Source organism: Myxococcus sp. SDU36 (genome assembly GCF_030168875.1).
Lineage (GTDB): Bacteria > Myxococcota > Myxococcia > Myxococcales > Myxococcaceae > Myxococcus > Myxococcus vastator.
The window spans coordinates 1670349-1692647 of sequence record NZ_CP077414.1 but is presented as its reverse complement, the minus strand read 5'-3'; the positions used below and the strand labels follow the sequence as shown (position 1 = coordinate 1692647).

11 protein-coding genes and 3 tRNA genes are annotated in these 22299 nt (G+C 68.9%); 4 read left to right on the top strand and 10 right to left on the bottom strand.

Going from position 1 to position 22299, the window contains the following annotated elements; genetic code table 11:
- Positions 1–11 precede the first annotated feature (11 nt).
- Positions 12–707 (top strand): expansin EXLX1 family cellulose-binding protein, encoded by a 696-nt coding sequence (locus KGD87_RS07060; protein ID WP_284666715.1) that lies wholly within the window; start codon positions 12–14, stop codon positions 705–707.
- A 6-nt stretch (positions 708–713) separates the two neighbouring features.
- Here the strand turns inward: KGD87_RS07060 and KGD87_RS07055 are convergent, their stop codons facing one another.
- From KGD87_RS07055 to KGD87_RS07040, 4 genes are all read right to left on the bottom strand, one after another.
- Positions 714–6272: a DNA repair ATPase gene (locus KGD87_RS07055; RefSeq protein WP_284666714.1), complete on the bottom strand. Its 5559-nt coding sequence runs from the start codon at positions 6270–6272 to the stop codon at positions 714–716.
- Between the two features lie 142 nt (positions 6273–6414).
- The gene (locus KGD87_RS07050; RefSeq protein WP_284666713.1) at positions 6415–8577 is read right to left on the bottom strand and encodes a hypothetical protein; all 2163 of its coding nucleotides are present in this window, start codon (positions 8575–8577) and stop codon (positions 6415–6417) included.
- Between the two features lie 114 nt (positions 8578–8691).
- Positions 8692–9531: a hypothetical protein gene (locus KGD87_RS07045; RefSeq protein WP_284666712.1), complete on the bottom strand. Its 840-nt coding sequence runs from the start codon at positions 9529–9531 to the stop codon at positions 8692–8694.
- Between the two features lie 192 nt (positions 9532–9723).
- Complete coding sequence (locus KGD87_RS07040) at positions 9724–10704, bottom strand: methyltransferase (RefSeq protein ID WP_284668592.1); 981 nt, start codon at positions 10702–10704, stop codon at positions 9724–9726.
- A 165-nt stretch (positions 10705–10869) separates the two neighbouring features.
- Between KGD87_RS07040 and KGD87_RS07035 the strand changes: the two genes are divergently transcribed.
- Positions 10870–11595, top strand: coding sequence for a 2OG-Fe(II) oxygenase (locus KGD87_RS07035; protein ID WP_284666711.1), 726 nt, complete (start codon positions 10870–10872; stop codon positions 11593–11595).
- Between the two features lie 26 nt (positions 11596–11621).
- Positions 11622–11999, top strand: a complete 378-nt coding sequence (locus KGD87_RS07030) for a DUF1330 domain-containing protein (RefSeq protein WP_284666710.1) — start codon at positions 11622–11624, stop codon at positions 11997–11999.
- 1 nt (position 12000) lies between these two features.
- Here KGD87_RS07030 and KGD87_RS07025 read toward each other — a convergent pair whose 3' ends face one another.
- A complete protein-coding gene (locus KGD87_RS07025; RefSeq protein WP_284666709.1) occupies positions 12001–13680 on the bottom strand; it encodes an amidase in 1680 nt (559 codons plus the stop codon).
- Between the two features lie 78 nt (positions 13681–13758).
- Between KGD87_RS07025 and KGD87_RS07020 the strand changes: the two genes are divergently transcribed.
- Positions 13759–14817 carry a patatin-like phospholipase family protein gene (locus tag KGD87_RS07020; protein WP_284666708.1) on the top strand — a complete coding sequence of 353 codons (1059 nt, stop codon included), beginning with the start codon at positions 13759–13761 and terminating at the stop codon, positions 14815–14817.
- A gap of 172 nt (positions 14818–14989) precedes the next feature.
- Here KGD87_RS07020 and KGD87_RS07015 read toward each other — a convergent pair whose 3' ends face one another.
- From KGD87_RS07015 to KGD87_RS06995, 5 genes are all read right to left on the bottom strand, one after another.
- Complete coding sequence (locus tag KGD87_RS07015; protein WP_284666707.1) at positions 14990–20350, bottom strand: myxosortase-dependent M36 family metallopeptidase; 5361 nt, start codon at positions 20348–20350, stop codon at positions 14990–14992.
- 372 nt (positions 20351–20722) lie between these two features.
- Positions 20723–21670: an aromatic alcohol reductase gene (locus KGD87_RS07010; RefSeq protein WP_284666706.1), complete on the bottom strand. Its 948-nt coding sequence runs from the start codon at positions 21668–21670 to the stop codon at positions 20723–20725.
- A 219-nt stretch (positions 21671–21889) separates the two neighbouring features.
- Positions 21890–21963: transfer RNA gene (locus tag KGD87_RS07005), tRNA-Met, on the bottom strand.
- 36 nt (positions 21964–21999) lie between these two features.
- Positions 22000–22073 (bottom strand) — tRNA-Met (locus tag KGD87_RS07000).
- A gap of 67 nt (positions 22074–22140) precedes the next feature.
- Positions 22141–22214 (bottom strand) — tRNA-Met (locus tag KGD87_RS06995).
- Positions 22215–22299: the final 85 nt, after the last annotated feature.

The following is a 22299-nucleotide window of genomic DNA, read 5'->3' as shown; positions in this document are numbered from 1 at the left end:
GCTGAGCGGCCATGCACCCTTTCCGCTCGCAGTCCCGACGCTTCCTCCTCCCTGTCGCCACGGCGTTCCTCGCCTGTGGCGGTTGCAGTGACGACCCGTCTGGCGGCGGCGCGCCGCTGGGCGAGGAGCAACAGGGAATCGCCACCTTCTACGACGCCAACGGCTCCGGCAACTGCAGCTACGAGCCGACGGGTGACTTGATGGTGGCCGCCATGAACACGCCCCAGTACGCCAACAGCGCGGCCTGTGGCCAGTGCGTGGACATCACCGGGCCCAAGGGCTCGGTCCGCGTGCGCATCGTGGACCGGTGCCCGGAGTGTGAATCCGGCCACCTGGACCTGAGCCGGGAGGCCTTCGCCCGCATCGCGGAGATGCAGCAGGGCCGGGTCAACATCACCTGGACGCCGGTGTCCTGCGACGTGGCGGGGAACCTCGAGTACCACTTCAAGGACGGCAGCAATCCCTGGTGGACCGCCATCCAGGTCCGCAACCACCGCCTGCCCATCCAGAAGCTGGAGTGGCGGCGCGGCACCGGCGGCTGGCAGGACGTCCCGCGCGAGAGCTACAACTACTTCGTCAACTCGAGCGGCATGGGCGACGGCCCCTTCTCCGTGCGCGTCACCGCGGCGGACGGCCAGCAACTGGAAGACACGCTGGACAGAGTCCTCGACAACCGCAGCGCCGAGGGCTCTGGCCAGTTCCGCTAGCGCGCCTCAGCGCCGCAGCATGGAGCGCAGCAGCTCCAGGGCCTCGGTGACGTTCTGCCAGACCTGGAGCGACTTCATGACGCCCTCGCCCTCGCCCTGGACGGCGCGACGCGAGGCGCGCTCCAGCGGCAGCAGCACGCCCTCCACCAGCTCGATTTGACGGCTGAGCTCGGCGGGTGACGGCCCGCTGAGCGCGGTGCGCTGCAGGGCCTCCGCGGGCACGCTGGCGGACACATTCACGGGCCGCTCCGCCAGCGCGGTGATGGCGCGGGAGAGCTGCTCCATGTACGGGCCGAAGTCGGGCGCGGGCACCGGCGCCGCCATGCGCACGGTGGGCGCGGACTCCGGCGGCTCCGCGGGCCGCTCGGCTTGCGCCGCCACCCGCTCCGTCAGCGCCTTGAGCAGGTGCGCCATGTGCTTGAGGTACGGCGTCAGGTCCGGCCCCGCGGCCACGGGGGCCAGGGGTGCGGGCACGGCCATCGCGACCTTCACGGACTCGCGGCCCACCTTCGCCACCTCCAGCACGGCCTCGCGCAGGGACTCCAGGCGAGGCAGCACCTCCACCACCGGCCCCGGCTGCTCGTCACGCGCCTGGCTGGCGGAGACGTGGTTGGCCGCCTGCACCACCGCGTCCCGCACCGCGCCCAGCTGCTCCTCGATGCCGCTGAGCTGACCGGTGACGCGGGCCACGGGGTCGTCTTCCTTGCCGCCCATGCGCTTCACGCGCGCGAAGCCCTGCTTGATGTCCTCCCAGCGCTTCGCCTTCTCCGGCGTCAGGCGCCCACGCATCTCCGCCAGCTTGAGCAGGTTCTGCTCCGCCGCCGTCGTCAGCGTCTGGGACTCGCCCTGGTAGTGGTCGTCGATGAGCCGCTCGAGCTCGTCGTCGGTCATCGCGGAGACAATCTTCTCCGTCAGCTTGTTCATGTTGCGGTAGCTGCCCTGCAACTTGAACGCGGGCTCGGCGCGGAAGCGCTCGTCCTGCGCCGCCGAGGCGATGTACTGCAGGTTCACCTTCAGCAGCACCGACTGGGCCCGGAACATGCGCTGGAACACCGCGACGATTTCCTGGAGCTCCGCCGCCGCGTAGCCGTGCTTCAGCTCGCCCGTCTGGACCTCCTCGCCCTGCGCCATGCGGATGAGGCGGTGCGTGTCCGCCGGATCGCGCGTGGCAAGCGGCGCCGTCACCGTGTTCGACGTGAGCGCGTTCTCGATGTAGCTGAGCGCGAACAGGTGCTCCTTGCCGTCGAGGATGTCACCCAGGTTGTAGGTGTCCGCGCGGTTGGCGAGCATGTCCGGGATGCGGAAGCGCTCACCCGTCTCCGTGTAGGGGTTGCCGGCCATGACCACGCAGAACTTCTTGCCGCGCAAGTCGTAGGTGCGCGTCCGGCCGTTCCACACGCCTTCCACGCGGCGCTGGCCATCGCACAGGGAAATGAACTTCTGGAGCAGCTCCGGGTCCGTGTGCTGGATGTCGTCAAGGTAGAGCATCACGTTGTTGCCCATCTCGAAGGACAGGTTGATGCGCTCCACCTCCTGCCGGGACGTGGCGTTGGGCGCCTCGGCCGGGTCCAGCGACTTCACGGAGTGCCCCAGCGCCGGGCCGTTCACCTTCACGAAGGTGAGCCCCAGGCGGCTGGCGACGTACTCCATCAGCGTCGTCTTGCCGTAGCCCGGCGGCGACATGAGCAGCAGCATGCCCATGCGGTCCGTGCGCTTGTTCTCGCCCGCCGCGCCCAGCTGCTTCGCCAGGTTGGAGCCGATGAGCGGCAGGTACACCTCGTCGATGAGCCGGTTGCGCACGAAGGACGACAGCACCTTCGGCGTCAGCTCCTCCAGGCGCAGCTTGCGGCGCTCGCGCTCCAGCAAGTCCCTCAGCAGCGCGCGGTAGGCCTGGTACTGGGGCACGCGCACCTGCCGGAACTCGCCCAGGCGCGCCAGGAACTCGTCCAGCCGCAGCGGCAGCTTCCGGTCCTGGATGCGCGAATGGTTGCCCAGCAGCGCGGAGACCTCGGTGGCCGTCAGCGCGCCCGCCGTCTCGCGGTCCAGCTTGGCGCCGGTGAGCAGCAGCACCGCCGTCTCCAGCGCCACGTGGACGGAGTCACCCGGACCGCCCTCGCGCTGCGCGAGGTAGCCGTCCAGCCACACCCGGGCGAGCTCCAGCCGGGCGCCCAGGTCCTTCTCCAGGCCGCGCAGGTCGTCCTCGAACGCGGACCGCGTCCCGTGCCGGTCGAGCTCATGCAGGAACGCGTCCCGCAGCGCCACCGCCTCGCCGCTGGTGGTGAAGCGCGGGTGCTCCGCGCCCAGCTCCTCGACGAGGTAACGGCCCGCCTGCCGCGGCTCGGCCGGCGAGTGCGCCAGGCCGTTCGCGGTGAGGAACGCGGCGATGCGCTCACCCAGGGCCTCGCCCACCTCGGCCAGGCTGCCGCCGGACGCGAACGTGGTGCGCAGCCGCGCCAGGCTGCGCGCGCGCCGCTGGAACAGGGTGCGGGCCGCCTCGTCCGCGTCGAAAGCCCAGTACAGCGCCGCCCAGGCGCGCGGCACCGGCGCGAAGCGCAGCAAGCCAGCGCCCTGGTGCAGCCCCAGCAGCTTCTCCAGGATGGAGACCGCGTCCGAGTCATGGACGCCGCGCTCGTAGCCCTCGTCGAAGCGGTCGGCGGCGTACGCGCGCACCTTCTCCAGCAACGTGCCGCTGATGAGCGCCTCGTGCAGCGCGTCCAGCGACTGGCCACGCGTGCCGTCCTCCGCGTCCGCCAGCAGGCAGCCCGCAAGGTACTCGGAGCGGTACACGCCCGGCGACTCGGAGACCAGGTGCTGATCCCAGAGCTCGCGGTACTTCAGCAGCTCCGCGTCCTCCACCTTCTGCGCGTAGTCCGTGCCGGTGAGCTGGAGGTACAGCTCGCCGTCGCGCGGCAGCAGCGTCAGGTCCAGCGGCTGCGTGTTGACGTTGAAGCGGTGCGTCCCCAGCTTGATGACGTTGTCGCCGTCCGCGAACAGGTCCTGCCTGTCCCTCAGGGCGCGCAGCGCGTCCTGCTTGGCGGACTTCACGCGCGACAGCACCTCGTCCGCGCGGACGCTGTCCTGAAGCTCCATCAGCTGGTCGGCCAGCTGGCGCAGCTTGAGGATCATCGCGTCGGAGGCGAAGTAGCCGTTGAGCTCGTCGTCCTTCTTGAAGGACCTGGCCCGGCGCTGCACGCCCTGGAGGATGCGCTCCGCGGCGCCGAAGAGGCTCTGCGCCCGGCGCTGCCGCTCGTCCAGCAGCGACTGCTTGCGCGCGCCGAAGGCCTCCAGCAGCTCCTCGCGCTTCTGGGTGATCTGCTCCAGGAACTCGTCGAACTCGCCGAAGCGGCCCTCCAGCTCCTCCAACTGCACGGTGAGGCGGGACATCGCCTCGTCGCAGCGCTCCGGGCTGTCCGCCTGCGACAGCGCGCTTTCGATGCTCTGCCCCAGCAGCTTGAACTGCGCGCCGAACTCCGCGCGCTTCTCCCGGCCGGACAGCTCCTTGCGCTTGGCCGCGAGGCTGGCGCGCACGCGGTTGAGGCGGCTGAACAGCTCGGAGATGCCCTCCAGGATGCGGGCGCGGGCCAGCGGGTCCCCCACCTGGAGCCCGCCGACGACCTCGCCCAGGACCTCCAGGCCGTGCGCCGTCCGGTCCACGTCCTCGCCCAGGGGCGCCAGCTCCACGGACGTCTGCACCGGCTCCAACTGCGCCAGCAGCACATCCAGCCGTTCGGCCAGCGGCGCCAGCGCCTCGCCTGTCTGGAGGAACTCCACACAGGCCGTGCTGACCCGGTCGGACGCCTCCACCACCGCGGTCTCCAGGACGTCCACGCGTCCCAGGTCCATGTAGCGGATGTCCTTCAACGTAATCAGGTGCCCACGCTGCTTGCGCAGGTCCGCCAGCGCCTGCATGAAGGCTTCCGCGTTCGTGAGGTTCTCCGGCTGGACACGCACGAGCAGCGTTTCCTGCTCGACCTCCGCGGCCGACAGCGCCTCGGTGGCGCGCTTCTGCATCGCGACCACCTTCTCGAACTCATCGATGATGAGCTCGGAGGTGCGCCGCAGGGTCTCCACCGGCGCCTGGAGGCCCGTCTCCTCATGGCCCAGCCAGTAGTACGCGTCCAGCGCGCGGGTGGCCGAGGACACCAGGTCCTCATACGTGCGCCGGGTGGGCTTCTCCGACTTCGCGACGCGCTGAAGCGTGAGCGCGTCGGAGATGCCGCGCACCAGCTCCGCGTTGCCCACCTTGCCCAGGTAGCCCGGGGCCGGCGGCGCCGCCGCGGCGTGCTCCGCGGACACGAACGGGGTCTGCCACACCTGCATCGGGTGGACGCGCGTGGGCTCGTCCGACGTGGAGCGGAAGATGACGAGCTGCCCGTCGGCGAACAGGCTCATGCCGTGCGCGACCAGGGGGTTCTGCACCTCCTTGCGCACCAGGTTGTACGGGAAGAGGACGTAGCAGCCGTCCGTCCGCCGGTGGAAGATGTAGAGCACGTCCTCGCCGTTGGGCGAGCGGATGGCGCGCTTGAACTCCATGCCCTCCGACGCCGCGGCGCCGTCGAAGACCTTGAAGTCCCCCGTCTGGAGGTAATAGCCGCCCGGGAAGACGATGCCCTGGTCCTCCGGCAGCCGCACGCACGCCTGGCCAATGGCGTCGATGCGCACCACGTGCTGCGTGCGCGAGTTGAAGACGAGGTAGCGGTGCGCCTTCTCCCGGAACGGCAGCACGCGCAGCAGGATGAGCGTGCCCACCTTGGCCCAGGCGAACTCGGCGTCGTCCAGCGACTGGTCCGGGTCATCCACGGGCTCGTTGTAGATGCCCATGCCGGTGGAGGTGTTGTCCTCCACCTTGATGGTGAGGTCGCCCTTCACCGTCTCCACGAACACCTGGTCCAGCACGTTGACGTGCGGGTGCTGGCCGGTGACGTAGTGGTCCCGCGTGGCCACCGTCCACTCGAAGTCGTGCGACGGCGGGAAGACGTGGTCGCGCTCGCCCTGGTTGTCCAGGTAGGTGGCGCGGCCCTCCACGTCCAGGCTGAAGCGGAAGACCTTGATGTCGCGCAGCGACTGGCCCGTCTGGAAGATGGCCAGCAGGCGCGAGTCCAGCTTGCGAACCTGAAGGAGCTTCGCGTCCTTGTAGTACTTGTAGAGCTCGCCGAAGTCCTTCACGAAGCGCGGGTCCGCCAGGAACCCGCCGGCCTCGGAGTCGGGCACGGTGGAGAAGTCGTACCCGTCGGCCGTCTTCTCGAACTTGTGCAGGGAGAACACGTCGGACACCGACGTCTCCCGCTTCAGGCCGATGAAGACGTTGTAGCCGAAGAGCAGGTACTTGCCGACGCTGGCGATGTCGCACGGGACGCAGTTGTGCTCGGTGCGCACCCGCTCGTTGCCGATGACGGCCAGCTCCGTCCCACCGAAGAGCGCCTTGCGCCGCACGTTGAGGTCCGTCGCCTTCGCGCCCAGCACGTCCGCCTGCGACAGAAGCCGCGAACGGATGACCTCGTAGCTGCCGCCTTCCAGCGCCGCTTCGCCCGCGGGCGCCGCGCCCTTGCCACCGTCAGTTGCCATGAATGTTCACCGGAAAAGCGAAGACCCCCACCCCCGCACCCTCCCGAGCGGAGGGGCGCCACCCCGGAGGGGAGGCCGGAGTGAGGGTCGTCTTACGGCCGTGCCACCGCCGCCTGTTCACGGCGGTGGCCCATTGGGACTGTCAGCCCTGCTTGTCGACCGTGCCCGGCCGCGCCACGTCTTCCACCAGCGCCTTGAGGCCGGCGGAGGTCGCGGCGACGGGGCTGGCCGCCATCTTGTGCAGCAGCGCGGCCACGGCCAGGTTCTGCGCGTCGTTGCTCAGGCCCGGCTTGGAGAGAATCTCCTTCAGGTCGGCCGGCAGGTCCTTCTCGCCGTTGAGGTAGCCGCCCAGCGCCGTCTTCAGCGCCTCGCCGTGGTCCAGCGCGCCGTCCACCGCGGTGCCGAACGACACCGCCTTGACGAAGCGCTCGAAGAACTGGCCGTCGCCACCGACGATGTTGAACTTCGCGTTGGCGAACGCCTTGGACAGCACCTCGGCCTGCGCGTGCGCGATGTCCTTCTTCGCGCGGATGGACTCCAGCTCCACGTCGCGCTCCTTGCTGAGCTTGAGTCGGAACTCCTCGTGCTCGCGGCCGACGCCGTCCATCAGCTTCATGGACGCGGCCTTCTCCGCCAGGCCGCGGGCCTCCGCCAGCAGCTTCTCCTGGATGGCAGCGGCCTCGGCCAGCTGCTTCTCACGCGTGGCGATGGCCTCCGCCTCGCCGCGCTTCTGGATGGCGCCGGCTTCCGCCTCCAGCACGCGCGCGTTGGCCAGACCCTTCTCCTGCGCACCCGCGGCCTCCGCCAGCAGCTTCTCGCGGACGATGTTCGCCTCCGCGTGGCCCTGCTTCTCGATGGCGCCCGCCTCGGCCTCCCTCACGCGGACGTTGACCATGCCGAGCTTCTCCTGCGCCTGCGCGTCGGCCTCCTTCACGCGGACCTCGGCCAACCCCTGGGCGGCGGCCTCCGCCTGGACGCCCTCGGCCAGACGGACCTTCGCCTTCGCCGTCTTGTCCGCGGCCTCCAGCTCGGCCTCGGCCAGCGTCAGCTTCTCCTTGGCGGTGAACTTGGCCACCTCGTTGGAGGCCTCGGCCGCCTTGATGTCCTTGACCAGCTTCTCCTGCGCCTGCGCCTCGGCGTTGATGAGCAGCGCGTCCTTGCGGCGGGTGGCCTCGGCCTTCACGCGCAGGTCCTTGATGCGCTCCTCCTCCTCCGCCACCGTCTTGTCCACGACGATGCGGGCGCGCACCACGTCGGCGATGAGCTTCTTCTCGACTTCGAGCGCCTTCTCCTTGGCGATGCGCTGCAGCTCCGTCTCACGCTCGCGGTTGATGGCTTCCAGGGCGCGGTCCTTCTCCACGCGCTCGGTCTCCACGGCCACCACGCGCTCGCGGTTCTTCTGCGCGACCTCGATCTGCCGGGACTTGTTCTGCTCGTTGATGTTGATTTCTTCCTCGGCCTTGATGCGCGCCAGCTGGGCCTTGGCGTACTCCTCCTGCTTCACGCGCTCGGCCTCGGCCGTCTCGCGGGCCTGGATGCTGTCGATTTCGCGCCGCTGCTTCGCGGCGGCCTCTTCACGCTGGCGCTCGAGGGCGAAGATGGCCTCATCCGCCTCCACGTTGCGCTTGGTGACGGCCATGCGCTCGTCCTGGCGCAGCTCGTTGGTGAAGACGTTCTGCTTCGTCGTCAGCTCGGTGATCTTCCGGATGCCCTGCGCGTCGAGGATGTTGTCCTTGTCCAGCATCTCGACCGGGGTCTGCTCCAGGAAGTCGATGGCGCAGTCCTCCAGCATGTACCCGCTGAGGTCACGGCCGATGACGTTGACGACCTGGTCCTTGATCTCCTCACGCTTGGTGTAGAGCTCCTCGAAGTCGAAGCTCTTGCCCACCGTCTTGAGAGCCTCGGAGAACTTGGCCTCGAAGAGGTTCTCCAGCGTCTCCTGGTCGGAGGCGCGCGCGCAGCCGATGGTCTGCGCCACCTTCAGCACGTCCTCGCGCGTCTTGTTCACGCGGACGAAGAAGGTGACCTTGATGTCACCCCGGATGTTGTCCTTGCAGATGAGGCCTTCCTTGCCGCGGCGGTCGATCTCCACCGTCTTCAAGGAGATGTCCATCACCTCGGCCCGGTTGATGATGGGGAACACCACCGCGCCGGTGAAGGTGACGACCGGCTCGTTCTTCAGCGTGTTGACGATGAGCACCTTGCCCTGGTCCACCTGCCGGTAGAGCCGGACGATGGTGAGGAGGATGCCTCCGAGGAGGATGATGCCACCGATGCCGGCAGCGACCGCGGTAATGGGGTCCATGGCCATTTCCTGATTGATGATGACAGCGGGCCTTGTATCAGGCGCCGGAGGTCCCCCGCAAAAGCCCTCCGGCGTCGAATGTGACGGTCGCCCCCTCGGCGCGACCGGTAAGACTCAGCCTCGTGCCTTCACGCGAGCCAAGGCCGCGGCGCGGGCCGGGTCCTGGAGCTGCTCCAGCTCCTCCGGCAGCAGCCAGTCGACCGGCTCCACTTCGTAGACGCGCCGTTCCGCGTCGTACGCGAGGATCAGCGCCGGCTGGCCTCGCTTGAGCTCATTGGGCTTCGCGCAGACGACGTTGAGGATGACTCCCGCCCCGCCGTCCTCGAAGGTCGCGTGGCCCGTCCTGCCCGTCACGCTGCCGCTGGAGATGGTGCACACCCGCCCCATCAGCGCGTCGCGCCCCGGGGCGCGTTTGGTCACGAACACCGGCCGCAGGGGCCGGACCGCGAAGCCCGCCGTCACCGTTCCCGCCGCGAAGCACCCCAGCCCCAGCCCGCTGCTCAGCAGCCACGACGGCACCACCCCGCCCAGCGCCGCGTGCAGCGGCTGCGCGCTCATCACCGACAGGAACCAGGCGATGAACGCCACGAAGCTCACGGACACGGTGATGGGGATGCCCGCGAAGCCCATGGCCGCCAGGACTCCGCCACCGTCGACGTCGAAATCCGCATCATGGGCGCCCAGCGCCTTCGCGCCGCCCAATGCCTTGCCACCGCCTTCAATGGCCCCGCCCAATGCCTTGCCACCCCCTTCGATGGCCCCGCCCAATGCCTTGCCCCCTTCGATGGCCCCGCTCAGCGCCTTGCCGCCGGACTCCAGCGTGACGTCCCCATCGAACAGGTCGATGCCGACCGCGCCCGCGATGACGAACAACCAGTACGTCATCACCACGCCGAGGACGATGGTGAAGAGGGCGGTCGGGAAGGCCAGGATGGTGTCGATGAAGGCGCTCATGCGGCTTGGGCCCACTCTAAACGAAGGTCATTCCAGTCGAAAACGTACCTTGCGCTTTTCTGCCCAGCCCCTGAGCGGGCGGCCCGGCGGCGCCTGTTCGGAGCAGGCCCCGCTGAACAGGCTCGCCACGCCCCGGCAGCGCCGGAGGGGGGCGGACCGCTGAGCCCCCGCCTCACGGCGACCGGCGGTGGCTCAGGCCACCACGGCTTCGACGACGCTGGGCGGCATCGTCGTGGGGAAGACGTTGGACAGTCTCAGGCCCGCCTTCTCCAAGAGCGCCGTGTACTCCGGGCCCGTGCGCTCCCGGCCGCCCACGAGCACGAGCATGGCCAGGTCATAGAGGTTGCCGAAGTGCGGCACGTTGTCGCCGGGCAGCACCGTCTCCACGATGAGCAGCCGCGAGTCGGGGCGCATCGCCGCGCGGATGCACTTGAGGATGCTCAGGCTCTGCTCGTCATCCCAGTCATGGAGGATCTGCGACAGGATGTAGACGTCCTGGCCTTCGGGGGCGATGCGCTGGAAGAAATCACCGGCGACGACGTCACACCGCGACGACAGCCCCTGCTCGGCGATCCGCTCGCGGGCCTCCACTGCGACGTGAGGCATTTCGAAGACAGTGCCGCGGACGCCGGGGTTGGCCTTGAGGATGTGCGTCAGCAGCATGCCCGTGCCACCGCCCACGTCGACGATGCTGCGCGCGGAGGAGAAGTCATACCCGTTCACCACCGCGGGCGCGTTCAGCGTCTGGTACGCGGCCATGCTGCCATTGAAGATGGCGGCGACGTCGGGGTGTGTCGTCATGTAGTTGAAGAACGAGTCGCCCATGAACTTCTCGACCGTGGGCTTGCCCGTCTTCAAGGCGGTGGCCAGGTCTCCCCACGCCTGCCACGACAGGATGTGGCCATGCGCCCGGAGCGAGCCATACACGGAGCCGGGGTTGTCCTTGCGAAGCATTCCGCCCAGCTCCGTGAGGGCCCAGCGCTGCGTGGACTCATCCTTCACGAGCACGCCCAGGCCGCTGAGCAGCCGCAGCAGCCGGCGCAGCGTGGGCGCATGCGTCCCGCTGGCCTCGGCGAGCTCCTCCACCGTCTTGGGCGTATCACCGATGATATCCGCGAGCTCGAGTTCCGCCATGATTTGAAGGCTTCGGGAAACCCAGAAGCCATAGACCATTTGCGTCATCTGCAGAGCGGCGGGCGGAGGCGCGTGAGAGGCTCGAGGTTGCTGGCTCATGTGTCCGTCTCCAAGGAGTTGAGAAGCATCGGCAAGGCTGCAACCTATAAGGTAGGCTGTAAAACTGCTACGGTTCTCTTGTTCACCCTGAAGTCCGAGCCCCCCGTGCGCGCTTACATCACCCGCCGAGAGGCCTTGCCCCGCACCGCGCTTCATGACCTGCGAACCGCCCTGCTCGGCTCGCGTTTCGTGGCCCGCAGTCCGTTGATGGGGACGTTCCAGTCCAGCCGCGGGTTTGCCTTCATCTTCACGCACGAGGGCCGTGCCACATTGGAGGCCCGCTTCCCGTTCCTGGCGACCTACCTGGCCCGCGTGCTGGACCCGGCCAGCGCGACAGGACTGTTGCCCTGGCACGAGCGGCTCTGGGGTTCGCGGCGGGAGCGGCCCGTCCCCAATGCATTCTATCTCAACCTCCTGCTGCTCGATGCGGGGCGCGGCGTGGGGCGACACATCGACGCGACACTCCAGGAGCCCAGCGGCGTCCCCGACGCGACGCCCCGGCACGTGAGCGTGCTCTACCTCCAGGTCCCCGAGCGCGCCCAGGGCGGAGAGCTGCGCCTGCTCCACCACGACACCCCCGTGGGTGAAATCCGCCCCCGCGAGGGCCTGCTGGTCCACTTCCGCGGCGACCTCCAGCACGAGGTGCGGCCCTTCACCGGAAGCCAGGAGGGCGCGAGCCGCGCCAGCCTCGTGTGTGAGCAATACACCTTCCCGCCCGAGGCGCTCGCCAGAATCCCCGCCTTCCGCATCCAATCCAAGGCAGGCTTCGCCGCATATCTCGACCACCAGCGCGAGCAGCCCGGTGGCGGCTTCGTTGGCACGTTGGAATAGCTTTCATCCCGAACCGAGGAGGCACCGTGGCCGTCGATCCCCAGCCCACCGACGTTGAACGCTTCATGCAGGAGGACCCGGGAGGCCCCGTGGTCATGTTGAACCTGGTGCGCTTCAAGGAGGGCGGCCGCGCGTCCTATGAGGCCTACGCGAGCGCGGTGATGCCCTTCATCCAGAAGGCGGGCGCCCAGCCCCTCTACGCGGGAGACGGCTCCACGGCGCTGGTGGCCGAGCCCGGGCAGACGTGGGACGCGGTGCTCCTGGTCCGCTATCCCAGCCGCGCCGCCTTCCTGCAAATGGTGGCGGACCCGGAGTACCAGCGGGTCTCACACCTGCGCACGGAGGCGCTCCAGGAAGCCGTGCTCCAGGCCACCACGCCCTGGGCCACCGCGCCGGAGCCCTGAGTCAGGGCTTCGCGGGCGGGCCCCCCGCGTCCGCGGGCATCCGCAGGTCCGCCGTCTCCGCGAAGGTGGGCGGGCGGCGGTGCTTCGACGCCTGCTCGTAGGCATAGGCCAGCTTCAGCAGGAGGGGCTCGCTCCAAGCCCCGCCGATGAAGGACAGTCCCACGGGCAGGCCGTACACGAACCCCGCGGGCACGGTGATGGAGGCGTAGCCCGACACGGCCGCGGGCGTGGAGCTGCTGCCCAGCCAGTGGTCGCCGTTGATGGGGTCGATGAGCCCCACGGGCGCCTGCGTCGGCGCGACCAGCGCATCCAGCTTGTGCTTCTTCATCACCGCCTCCAGCCCCTGTGCACGCGACAGGCGGCGGCAGGCCTGGAGGGCCTTGAGGTAGGCCTTGTCCGTCAGGGGCCCCTTGGCCTGCGCCATGTGGAAGATTTCCTGGCCGAAGTACGGCAGCTCCGACGACGCGTTCGCTTCGTTGTAGCGGATGAGCTCCGCGAGCGTGCGCGGGGCCGTCCCCTCCTCCAGCGTCGCCAGGTAGGCCTCCAGCCCCGCCTTGAACTCGTAGAGCAGAACGTCCAGTTCGGGGGCGTCCAGCCGTGCCGCCGTGGGAATCGGCGCCGGGTCCACGAGGATGGCGCCGCGGGACTTCATCAACGCCAGGGCCTCCTCCACGAGCGCGTCGGTGGCCGGGTGGTAGCCGAAGAAGCGCTCCCGGGGCACGCCGATGCGGGCGCCCTTCAGCCCGTCCACGTCGAGGAACCGGGTGTAGTCCGCATGGGCCTTGCCCCGGCTCGCCGCCGTCGCCGCGTCCGCCGGGTCCACGCCCGCGAGCACGCTGAGCAGCGCCGCGGCATCCGCCACGGTGCGCGTCATGGGGCCGGCGGTGTCCTGGCTGTGGGAGATGGGGATGATGCCGGCGCGGCTCACCAGTCCCACTGTCGGCTTGAGCCCCACCAACGCGCTGGCCGCCGAAGGCGACACGATGGAGCCATCCGTCTCCGTGCCCACGGACACGGCGCAGAAGTTGGCGGCCGTGGCCGCGCCCGAGCCCGAGCTGGAGCCCGAGGGCGTCCGGTCGAGCGCATACGGGTTGCGCGTCTGGCCACCCCGCGCGCTCCAGCCGCTGGCCGAGCGCGTGGAGCGGAAGTTGGCCCACTCGCTCAAGTTCGTCTTGCCCAGGATGACCGCGCCCGCGGCCCGCAGGCGCTCCACGATGAACGCGTCCCGAGGCGGCCGCGCGCCCACCAACGCCAGGGAGCCCGCCGTCGTCTGCATCCGGTCCGCGGTGGCGATGTTGTCCTTGAGCAGTACCGGGATGCCGTGCAGCGGGCCACGCGGGCCCTTCTCGCGGCGCTCCTGGTCGAGCGCCGCGGCCGTGGCGAGCGCGTCCGGGTTCAGCTCGATGACGGAGCGCAGCGGCAGGCGCCCGCGCGAGTCCCAGTCGGCGATGCGCGCGAGGTAGCGCTCCGCGAGGCCTTGCGCGGTGAGCGCCCCTGTCTTCATCGCGGACTGGAGGTCCACCACGGTGGCCTCGGCCAGCTCGAAGGGTTGCGCGGGCGTCGGGGCCGCGGAGGCGGAGACCTCCAGTGAGGCGAGCGCCGTGGCGGCGGCGGTTCCGCCCAGGAGCACGCGGCGGCTGAGGCCCACGGGGGCGCCGGGAGAGGCAGCGGTCTTCTTCATCGTGAAGAGGCTACCGCACGCCGGGGGAACGCGAAGGGTCGCAACCTCGGTGGGGCTTCGTTAGGTTCGCGGGCCGATATGGCCTCCCACCTCACGCTCCTGGCCGGGCCGGACGCGCTCCGGCTCATACGCGAACGGGGCTTGCGCGGAGATGACGTGGACGTCGTCCCCGGCGCCTCCGGCGGTCCGAAGTGGCTGGTGCTGGCGGGACTGGACCGGGCGCTCTTCGCCGGCCTCTTCCAGAACCGCTCGCGCCCCCTCCACCTCATCGGCAGCTCCATTGGCAGTTGGCGGCTCGCCTGCGTGGCCCAGAAGGACCCGGTGCTGGCCTTGCGCCGCTTCGAGGCGGCGTACATCGACCAGCGCTATCCGCCCAAGCCCACGCCCACCCAGGTGAGCGAGACCTGCGAGCGCATCCTGGACGCGCTGCTGGGCGAGGACGGCGAAGCGGAGATTCTGGGCCACCCCTGGGCGCGGCTGCACGTCGTCACCGCGCTGTGCCGGGGGGCGGTGGGCCTGGAAGGCCCGGGGGCGCAGCTCTTCGGGCTCGTGCTCTGCGGCCTGGGCAACCTGGTCAGCCGGCGGACGCTGGGGCTCCACATGGAGCGCGTCATCTTCCATACGGCCGGGGACACCAGCCCCTTCGCTGGGCTCAAGGACCTGCCCTCCACCCACCTGCCACTGACGCGGGAGAACCTGCGGCTGGCGCTGCTGGCGTCAGGCTCCATCCCCCTGCTCTTCAGCGGCGTGCGCATTCCCGGCGCGCCCGCCGGCGTGTTTCGCGATGGCGGCGTGGTCGACTACCACCTGGACCTGGACTTCGGCCTGGGCTCGGGACTGGTGCTGTATCCGCACTTCTACCCGTACGTGGTGCCGGGCTGGTTCGACAAGTCGCTGCGGTGGCGGCGGGCTCGGCCCCAGAACTTCCGCAGGGCGCTGCTCATCGCCCCTTCCCCGGAGCTGGTGGCCCGCCTCCCCGGAGGCCGGATTCCGGACCGGGTCGACTTCGAGCGGATGAAGGACGCAGAGCGCATGCGCGCCTGGAACCAGGTGGTCTCCGAGAGCGAGCGCATGGGCGACGAGTTGCACGAGCTGATGGCCACCGGACGCCTCGCGGAGCACGTGCGGCCCCTCTGAGGTCCGCGGCACCTCGGCCCGGCAAAAACCGACGGCCGGCCCCCTGAATCCAGGAGCCGGCCGCCAGGAACTTCCTTTTCAGTCGGCGTTCCGCGACGCCCGGACACTCACTTCATCCGGGCCCCGCGAATGGCCTCCTCCCACCCGGAGGCAGGAGGAGGACCCGCGCGTCTCAGCTCTGACGACGGCGGCGCAGCAGGCCGAGCAGCGCCAGGCCGATCATGCCGACCGGAGCGCCCGCGCCCGTCGCGGAGCAGCCACCACCGTCATCACCACCGCCGTTGCGGGCGGAGAACTGCACGGTGGTGCTGTTCTCGAGGCCGGCCTCGTCCGTCACCGTGAGGCGGAACGAGAACGACGCCGTCTGGTCGTTGGTGTCAGGCAGGTTGACGACCGCAACCGCCTGGTCCGCGCCGGAGATGGTCGCGTTCGGACCGGAGACCTGCGTCCAGGCGTACGTCAGCGCATCACCGTTCGCGTCGCTGGAAGCCGAGCCGTCGAGCGTGGCCGACGTCTGGTTGCCAGAGACCACCGCGCGAGCGGAGGCCACCGGCGCGACGTTCTCCTCGGGCGCGGCGGTGACGCGGACGATGGTCACGTCGGTCGACGTCGCGATACCGTCGGAGACCGTGAGCAGGAAGGCCAGCTCACCCGCGGCCGGCGCGGTGAACGTCGGCGTCAGGGCGTTGGCGTCGGACAGCACCACGTCCGGGCCGCCGATCTGCGTCCAGACGGTGGTGAGCGTGTCGCCGTCGGCGTCGGTCGCCGTGCCGTTGAGCGTCACGGTGGCGCCCGCGTCGACAGTGGCGGTCTCACCCGCGTCAGCGTCCGGAGCGGTGTTCTCCGGGATGACAACCGGATCCGCCGCCACGATGACGCGCACGACATCGCTGGTGGTCGAGGTGCCGTCGTTGACCGTCAGGATGAAGCCCAGCGTGTCACCGTTGGCCGTGCTGGGCGCGGTGAACGAAGGCGTCAGGGTGTCGCCACCCGTCAGGGTCACCTGCGTGCCACCAATCTGCTCCCAGTGGTACGTCAGCGTGTCACCCTCGGCGTCGCTCGCGGAGCCGCTGAGCGTCACGATGTCGCCGGCTTCCGCCGTGGCATCGAGGCCCGCGTTCACGGTCGGCGGCGCGTTCACCGGCAGAGAACCATCGATGATGGTCACCGGCACCGCCTTGGTGGCAGTGGCCGAGCCGTCCGTCGCCGTCACGGTGAACTCGTACGAGCCCGGGAGCGGCGTGGCGAAGGAGATGGCGGACGTGTCGGCGCCATTGATGGCGACCGTCGAACCACCCGTCTGCTCCCAGCTGTAGCTGAGCGCATCACCGTCCGGGTCGACCGCGGAGGCCGTCACGGTGACAGTGCCCGCGTCGAAGCTCATGGACGTGTCGGAGACGATGGGCGCGAGGTTCACGTGGGTGACCGTCACGGACACCGTGTCGTTCGTGCTGAGGATGCCGTCGCTGACCGTCAGACGGAAGACCAGCGTCTCATCCAGCGTGACCTCGGGCGCGATGAACGTCGCCGTCGGCGTGGTGTAGCCGCGAACCGCGACCGGCGTACCGGAGACCTGGGTCCACAGGTACGTGAGGGCGTCGCCGTCCTCGTCGCTGGCGGAGCCGCTCAGCGTGTACTCAGCGCGCTCCTCGACCGTGCCGTCGAGGCCCGCGTTCACGGTGGGCGCGCGGTTGGGCGGCGTCACCGTCACGTTCACCGAGTCAATGGTCGAGTTCGTGCCATCAGAGACGGTCAGGTGGAACACCAGCGTGGTGACCGTGGAGACCTGGGGCGCCGTGAACGACGCCGTCAGGGTGTCGGCACCCGACAGGGTGACCGACGGGCCCGCCGTCTGCGTCCAGGCGTAGGTCAGCGTGTCACCTTCCGGGTCGGTGGCCGAACCGGAGAGGGTCACCTGATCGCCCACCAGGACCGCGGCGTTCGCACCGGCGTTGGCGGTGGGCGCCGCGTTCGGGACACCGCACACGCCGTCCTCCGTCGCGATGGTGGTGAACGGGGTGTTGGTGATGCCGGTGAACTCGAGGTCATCCAGCAGCCAGCCCGTGTAGCCGAAGCTCATGTCCGTACCGACGCGGAAGCGGATCTGCACCGTCCTGCCAGCGTAGGCCATGCCCAGGTCGATGGTCGCGGGCAGCATGCCCGGGAACTCCGGGTTGTAGCTCGACAGCGCGGGCTTGCCGGCCAGCGGGTTCTCGTTGCCCGGGTAGTCCTCGAGCACCGAGTTGTGGATTGGCTCGCCGATGTCCACCCAGGTGTTGCCACCGTCGTCGGAGATTTCGACCGTGGCGCCGTCGTAGTCATCCTCGAAGTCCCACGCGTGCATGAAGTTGAGCACGAAGGGCTCGGTCGCACTGACGTACAGCTCCGGGGTGATGAGACGGACGTCGGCGAACGAGGCGGTGTTCTCCGCGTAGAACGTGCGGTTGCCGTCCTCGAAGGTGACCACGCTGAAGTCGGCCGGGGTCAGGTCCTCGTCGTACTCGGTCACCCACGGCAGGCTTTCCGGGCTGGTCTGCACGTCCTCGATGTTGGAGGTCGCACGCCGCTCGTCGTAGTGCGTCGTGAGCTCGACGCTCCCGGTGACATCACCCGGAGTCGCCTGGCCCTCGTCGCGCACCGCGACGTCGATGGTCACCAACTGCTGGTCGGTCGCGCCGTTGAGCGTGACCGGGATGGAGATGGTGGCCTCGCTGAACACGGGGATGGCCGGGAAGTTCGCCTCGCCACCGTTGCCAAACTCGAGGCCCGCGAAGGCGGACGTCAGCGTGGCGCTGGAGGCGGACGCCGTGCTGGCACCCACGTTGCGCACGGTGACCTCGATGCGGCCCGTCTCGCCGTTGTCGAGGATGCCGTCGTAGTCGCAGTTGCCGCCTTCCACGTCGTCGATGAACTCGGCCGACACGAACTGGATGGCCGAGCCCACGACGAAGCTCTCCACCACACCGGCGTGGTTCGTGGAGAAGCGGTCCGGAGCCAGGGCACCAACGCCCGCGCCGCGCTTGGCGAAGGCATTCCAGAACCGCTCGGCGTCCGCCGGGTCATTGGCGTAGGCCGAAGCGATGACGGCGTCACGCGCCTCCATGTACGTGGGGGTCGCCGGCGTGAGCTTGTACCCGTTGACCAGGTAGCTCTTCATCCGCTCCTGCGCCTCCTGGAACGGATGCGCGCGGAGCAGCGCCGTGTAGCACTCCCACAGCATCGTGGCCCAGATCTCGCCGGAGTTGTGGAGCTGCGAGTTCGGCAGACCCGTGTTGCCGTTGAACGGCACGCCCGTGGGCAGCGCCACGCCGTCCATGATGTGACGGAACGACAGCGCGTTCTTGGTCTGGTCCGAGGAGTACGTGCCACGGCGGATGCCGTAGAACTCGGAGTTCGCGTCCGCGCGCGTGGCGTAGCCCGCGGCGGCGTAGGCGCCGTTCCAGTTCGCGTTGGACGGGACGTTGATGTCCTCGGCGCGAACCATCATCAGCAGGGCGGTGAAGTCACCCCAGCCCTCGCCCATCGCGCGGCCCTGGTTGTTCACCAGACCGGACGAGTTCGCGATGAGGCGGTTGCTGATGTAGTGACCCCACTCGTGCGCCACGATGGCGTTGTCGATGGTGCCGTCGATCCACCGGGTCGGGCCCCGGTACATCGTGACATTGAGACCCGCGATGGCGCCCCGGAGCAGGTTGCCGTCGTCCAGGTTCACGCGAAGCGTGGGGATGGTGATGGTGGTCGACGTGCCGCCCAGATCGATCGTCGGACCCGCGACGTTGTCGTGGATGATGACGCCGATGGCGCCCGCGTTCTGAGCGTTCTGTACCTTGGCGGTGAAGTCGCAGCTGCCGCGGTCGATGATGGCGATGTTGCCAGCGACCTCGGCCGCGTTGGTCAGCGCGGTGCAGCCGTCACGGTCCGTCGGACCCGTGGTGTTGGCCTCGTCCTGCGCCGACACCACGTTACCGGTGAGGTCGAACGTCTGCGGACCGAAGGTGGAGGACACGCCACCCTGGTAGTCACCCGCGACCTCCGCAGGCGCGTTCGCCGTCAGGCGCGAGTCGCGCGGGCCGGAGAACAGGTACATCTGCATGCGCGGCGACGCACCATCCGCCGGCGTGAGCATGTTGGCGTTGTCGGTGCCGCTGTAGTCCTGCGCCTGCGCCTGCAGACGGTCACCCGCCACGCCGCCACGCCCGAAGTTGTCCTGCTGGGCGTTGCCGGAGGCCTCGTCGAAGCCGGCGTCGTAGTACCAGTCGTGGAGCCAGTTGTTCAGGAAGAACAGGCTGGTCGTCGCCGCGGCGATCTGCTCCGAGTTGGCGTCCGGCTGGATGTTGAAGTCGATGGTCCGGTCGAACACGCCCGGAGCCGTGACGGAAGCACGGAGGTCGCCGGTGTTGAAGTAGTCCGGCGCGGTGAGGTCCGCGTACGCATCGACGTTGTTACCCGTGGTCTCCGTCGCGCCGTCCGGCAGCCAGGGATCGTTCTGGCTGAAGGGGAGGCTCTCGAGCGTGATCAGGTTCGCCGGCACGTAGGGCGACTGATAGCCGTCCGGGAAGCCGGTGGGGTGCGGCGTACCGCCGCTGCCAATCGGACCGTCATGCGGCGTGTACGGCGGCGTGGCGTCCGAGAACACGCGGTAGCTGAACTCCGCGTGCGCCTTCAGGTCGTTGCGCATCAGCAACTGGCCGTCGGCGGCGGAGATGACGTACGCGAAGTAGTCGGAGTTCACGCTGTCCGCGCGGCCCGTGTTGATCTCCACGTAGTACGCGGGGACCAGCTTGCCAGGCAGCGGGAAGTAGACCTGCTTCGCGCGGGCGGGGATGACAAACCCCTCCTCGAGCGGACGCGCGTAGCTGGCCAGCGTGAAGTGCGAGTACTTGTCGCCCTTCTTGGCGTCGCTCACGCGGGTGAGCAGGCTGCGGTCCAGCGCGGCGCCCGTGAGGTCCTTGTACGCGGCGGCAATGGCCTCGGTCGCCGGCAGCGTGAAGCGCGCCTTGGACTTGGGCATCTCCGCGGCGGCGTGCTTGGAGAGGCTGCCGGAGATGGCAACCACCTCGTTGTGCTTGTTCAGCAGGACCTTCAGCGACTGACGGAAGACCTCGATACCCGAGGATTCCTGGGCCAGCGTCACGACCTTCACGCCCTGCGTGTTGGTGCTGACGTTCGTGACCTTCGCGCCCGCGGCCTCAAAGGAAGCCAGGCCATAAAGCGGGGCGTGGGCAGCAATCTGCGCCAGCGCCGCCTTGGCGGGAGACATCTTCGCGTACCCGGCGCTGAGCTTCTTCTGCTCCGCGGTCGGGTTCGTCCAGATGAACGTCGGGGAACCGGTCAGCGAGTCCTTGTGGGCGACCCGCGCCCCCTTGAGGCTGCTGTTGACCGGCTTGAACCCCGCGGCGGCACGACCCGCGGGCTTCGCGTCCTGGAGAGCATCGTAGTTCGGCAACGTCCGGGCGACGGAACTGGTACCGGACAGTACCAGGGCAAGCCCGGACAGCGTGGCAACCAACCTTCTCACGTGGGGAAACTCCATTTTTACGACGGCGGGGGTAGCCGCCTTCATTACAGCCTGGGCCGAAGGTTCCGGCCCCATCGCCGAAACACCCAGTCACGGTCAGAAGGCGACCGAGTGACAGATTGTCACCTGGTCGAGAGATTAGTGCCCCAGCAGATGTAAGTTAAAAGGCGACACGCGCATTTTTCCCAAAGGAGCGCAGAATTCCGTAATTACGGCAGGTTGCGTAGAAGATGGAGGAGCCATGAGCAGCGGTTATGGCCGTGCAGGGGTTTCGGGAGTGGTTTTCTGGACACCTGCGCCTGGCGCGACTGGGTGCCTGGGCACCGAGGAACGCCCGTTCACACCACCGAGACGCGCTGACACGACGCCGGCTCCGACGCTCGCGGGCTACGGCTGTGATGCGAGTGGCAACGTCACTCGCGCGGACGCAGACACCCTCCGCCAGCGACCCTCAAGGAAATCGCGCAACGTCATGGGCCGGCGCGGCGTGTACTCGGCATTGACCGGCTCACGCAGCCTCCCCTTCCCCGCGAGCTGCGAGAGCAGGCTCAGCTGCGCGGAGGACGCCTGGACGGACACGTCTTCGGGCCGCGCGCGCATGAGCTGCCGGCGAAGGTCCTCCACGCTGCCCCTGCACACGCGGCGCAGGCGCTGACCGGTCAGCGCTTCATACAGGGCGGCCACGTCGTTCACCGTCGCCACGTCCCCCACGAACGCCAGCCGCTGGCCCGCGGCGAGAGGCTCCGCCACCACCTCCGCCACCCATCGCGCCGCATCCGCCATCGCGGTGACGTCGAAGGGCTCGTCTCCCGTCCCCCAGTACGAGACAACGCCGCGCTCGAAGTCGAACACCTGCGCTTGCGGTGACAGCGCCGTCTCCATGAACGCGCCACACAGGACGAACGTGTGCGGCACGCCACTCTTCACCACGGCGTCGGCGACATGGCGGTGCGCATCCATGAAGGCGTCACCCGCGTCGGCGTCGGTGTAGTCCAGCGAGTAGTCCGAAGGGATGAAGCGGACGACGCCGTGACGCCGCGCGGAGTCCAGCAAGCGGAGCTGCCCCTCCACCCGTACCTCGGGCGGCCCGCTCACGGCGGAGACCACCGCGTCCACACCCTCCAACGCCGAATCGAGCGAGCGCATGTCCTCCAGCGTTCCGCCCACCAACGTCACCCCATGCTCGGCCAGGCCCCTCAGCGCGTCGCTACGTGTGCCCGGACGCACCAACACGTGAAGGTGGATGCCGGGCCGCGCCAGCAGTGCCGACGCCAACCTGCCGCCAAAACGCCCCGTCCCTCCGACCAGCAGGACATGCGTGATGTCGGTGTCCATGGACTCCTCCTCGTCGTTGTCGGCGGCGTGAGCCGCACATCACCGGTGGGGGCAATCCCCTACGAGGAAGATGGACCGTGGGGCTGGGTACGCCTTCACCAGCGAACACAACGCGCTCGGCTGGATGTTGAGCAACCGTGGTGGCGGGCGGTGGCCGTGGCGAGTCGCGCAAAAGAAATCGGCCCGGCCATTCCAGAAGAATGACCGGGCCGACCTGAGTTGCGGGGGCAGGATTTGAACCTGCGACCTTCGGGTTATGAGCCCGACGAGCTACCAGGCTGCTCCACCCCGCGTCATGTTTTGGATTCAACCCTTCAAAGCACAGGAAATTGCGGGGGCAGGATTTGAACCTGCGACCTTCGGGTTATGAGCCCGACGAGCTACCAGGCTGCTCCACCCCGCGTCATGTCCTGAGATTCAACTACTCGAAATCCGACTGTGATTCCAGTCAACCTTCGAAGTACAACGAATTGCGGGGGCAGGATTTGAACCTGCGACCTTCGGGTTATGAGCCCGACGAGCTACCAGGCTGCTCCACCCCGCGGCAGAGAGAGGCGAGGCGGTAAGTACCGTCCCTCGCCTGTACCGTCAACACCTTTCTCCAGCGCTGACCACATCCACGAAGTCAG

Bases quoted from the DNA above. Each gene is read 5' to 3' on its own strand.
- KGD87_RS07015 (WP_284666707.1), bottom strand. From the start codon at position 20,350: ATGGAGTTTCCCCACGTGAGAAGGTTGGTTGCCACGCTGTCCGGGCTT.
- KGD87_RS07010 (WP_284666706.1), bottom strand. From the start codon at position 21,670: ATGGACACCGACATCACGCATGTCCTGCTGGTCGGAGGGACGGGGCGT.
- KGD87_RS07025 (WP_284666709.1), bottom strand. From the start codon at position 13,680: ATGAAGAAGACCGCTGCCTCTCCCGGCGCCCCCGTGGGCCTCAGCCGC.
- KGD87_RS07055 (WP_284666714.1), bottom strand. From the start codon at position 6,272: ATGGCAACTGACGGTGGCAAGGGCGCGGCGCCCGCGGGCGAAGCGGCG.
- KGD87_RS07020 (WP_284666708.1), top strand. From the start codon at position 13,759: ATGGCCTCCCACCTCACGCTCCTGGCCGGGCCGGACGCGCTCCGGCTC.
- KGD87_RS07060 (WP_284666715.1), top strand. From the start codon at position 12: ATGCACCCTTTCCGCTCGCAGTCCCGACGCTTCCTCCTCCCTGTCGCC.
- KGD87_RS07040 (WP_284668592.1), bottom strand. From the start codon at position 10,704: ATGGTCTATGGCTTCTGGGTTTCCCGAAGCCTTCAAATCATGGCGGAA.
- KGD87_RS07045 (WP_284666712.1), bottom strand. From the start codon at position 9,531: ATGAGCGCCTTCATCGACACCATCCTGGCCTTCCCGACCGCCCTCTTC.
- KGD87_RS07050 (WP_284666713.1), bottom strand. From the start codon at position 8,577: ATGGACCCCATTACCGCGGTCGCTGCCGGCATCGGTGGCATCATCCTC.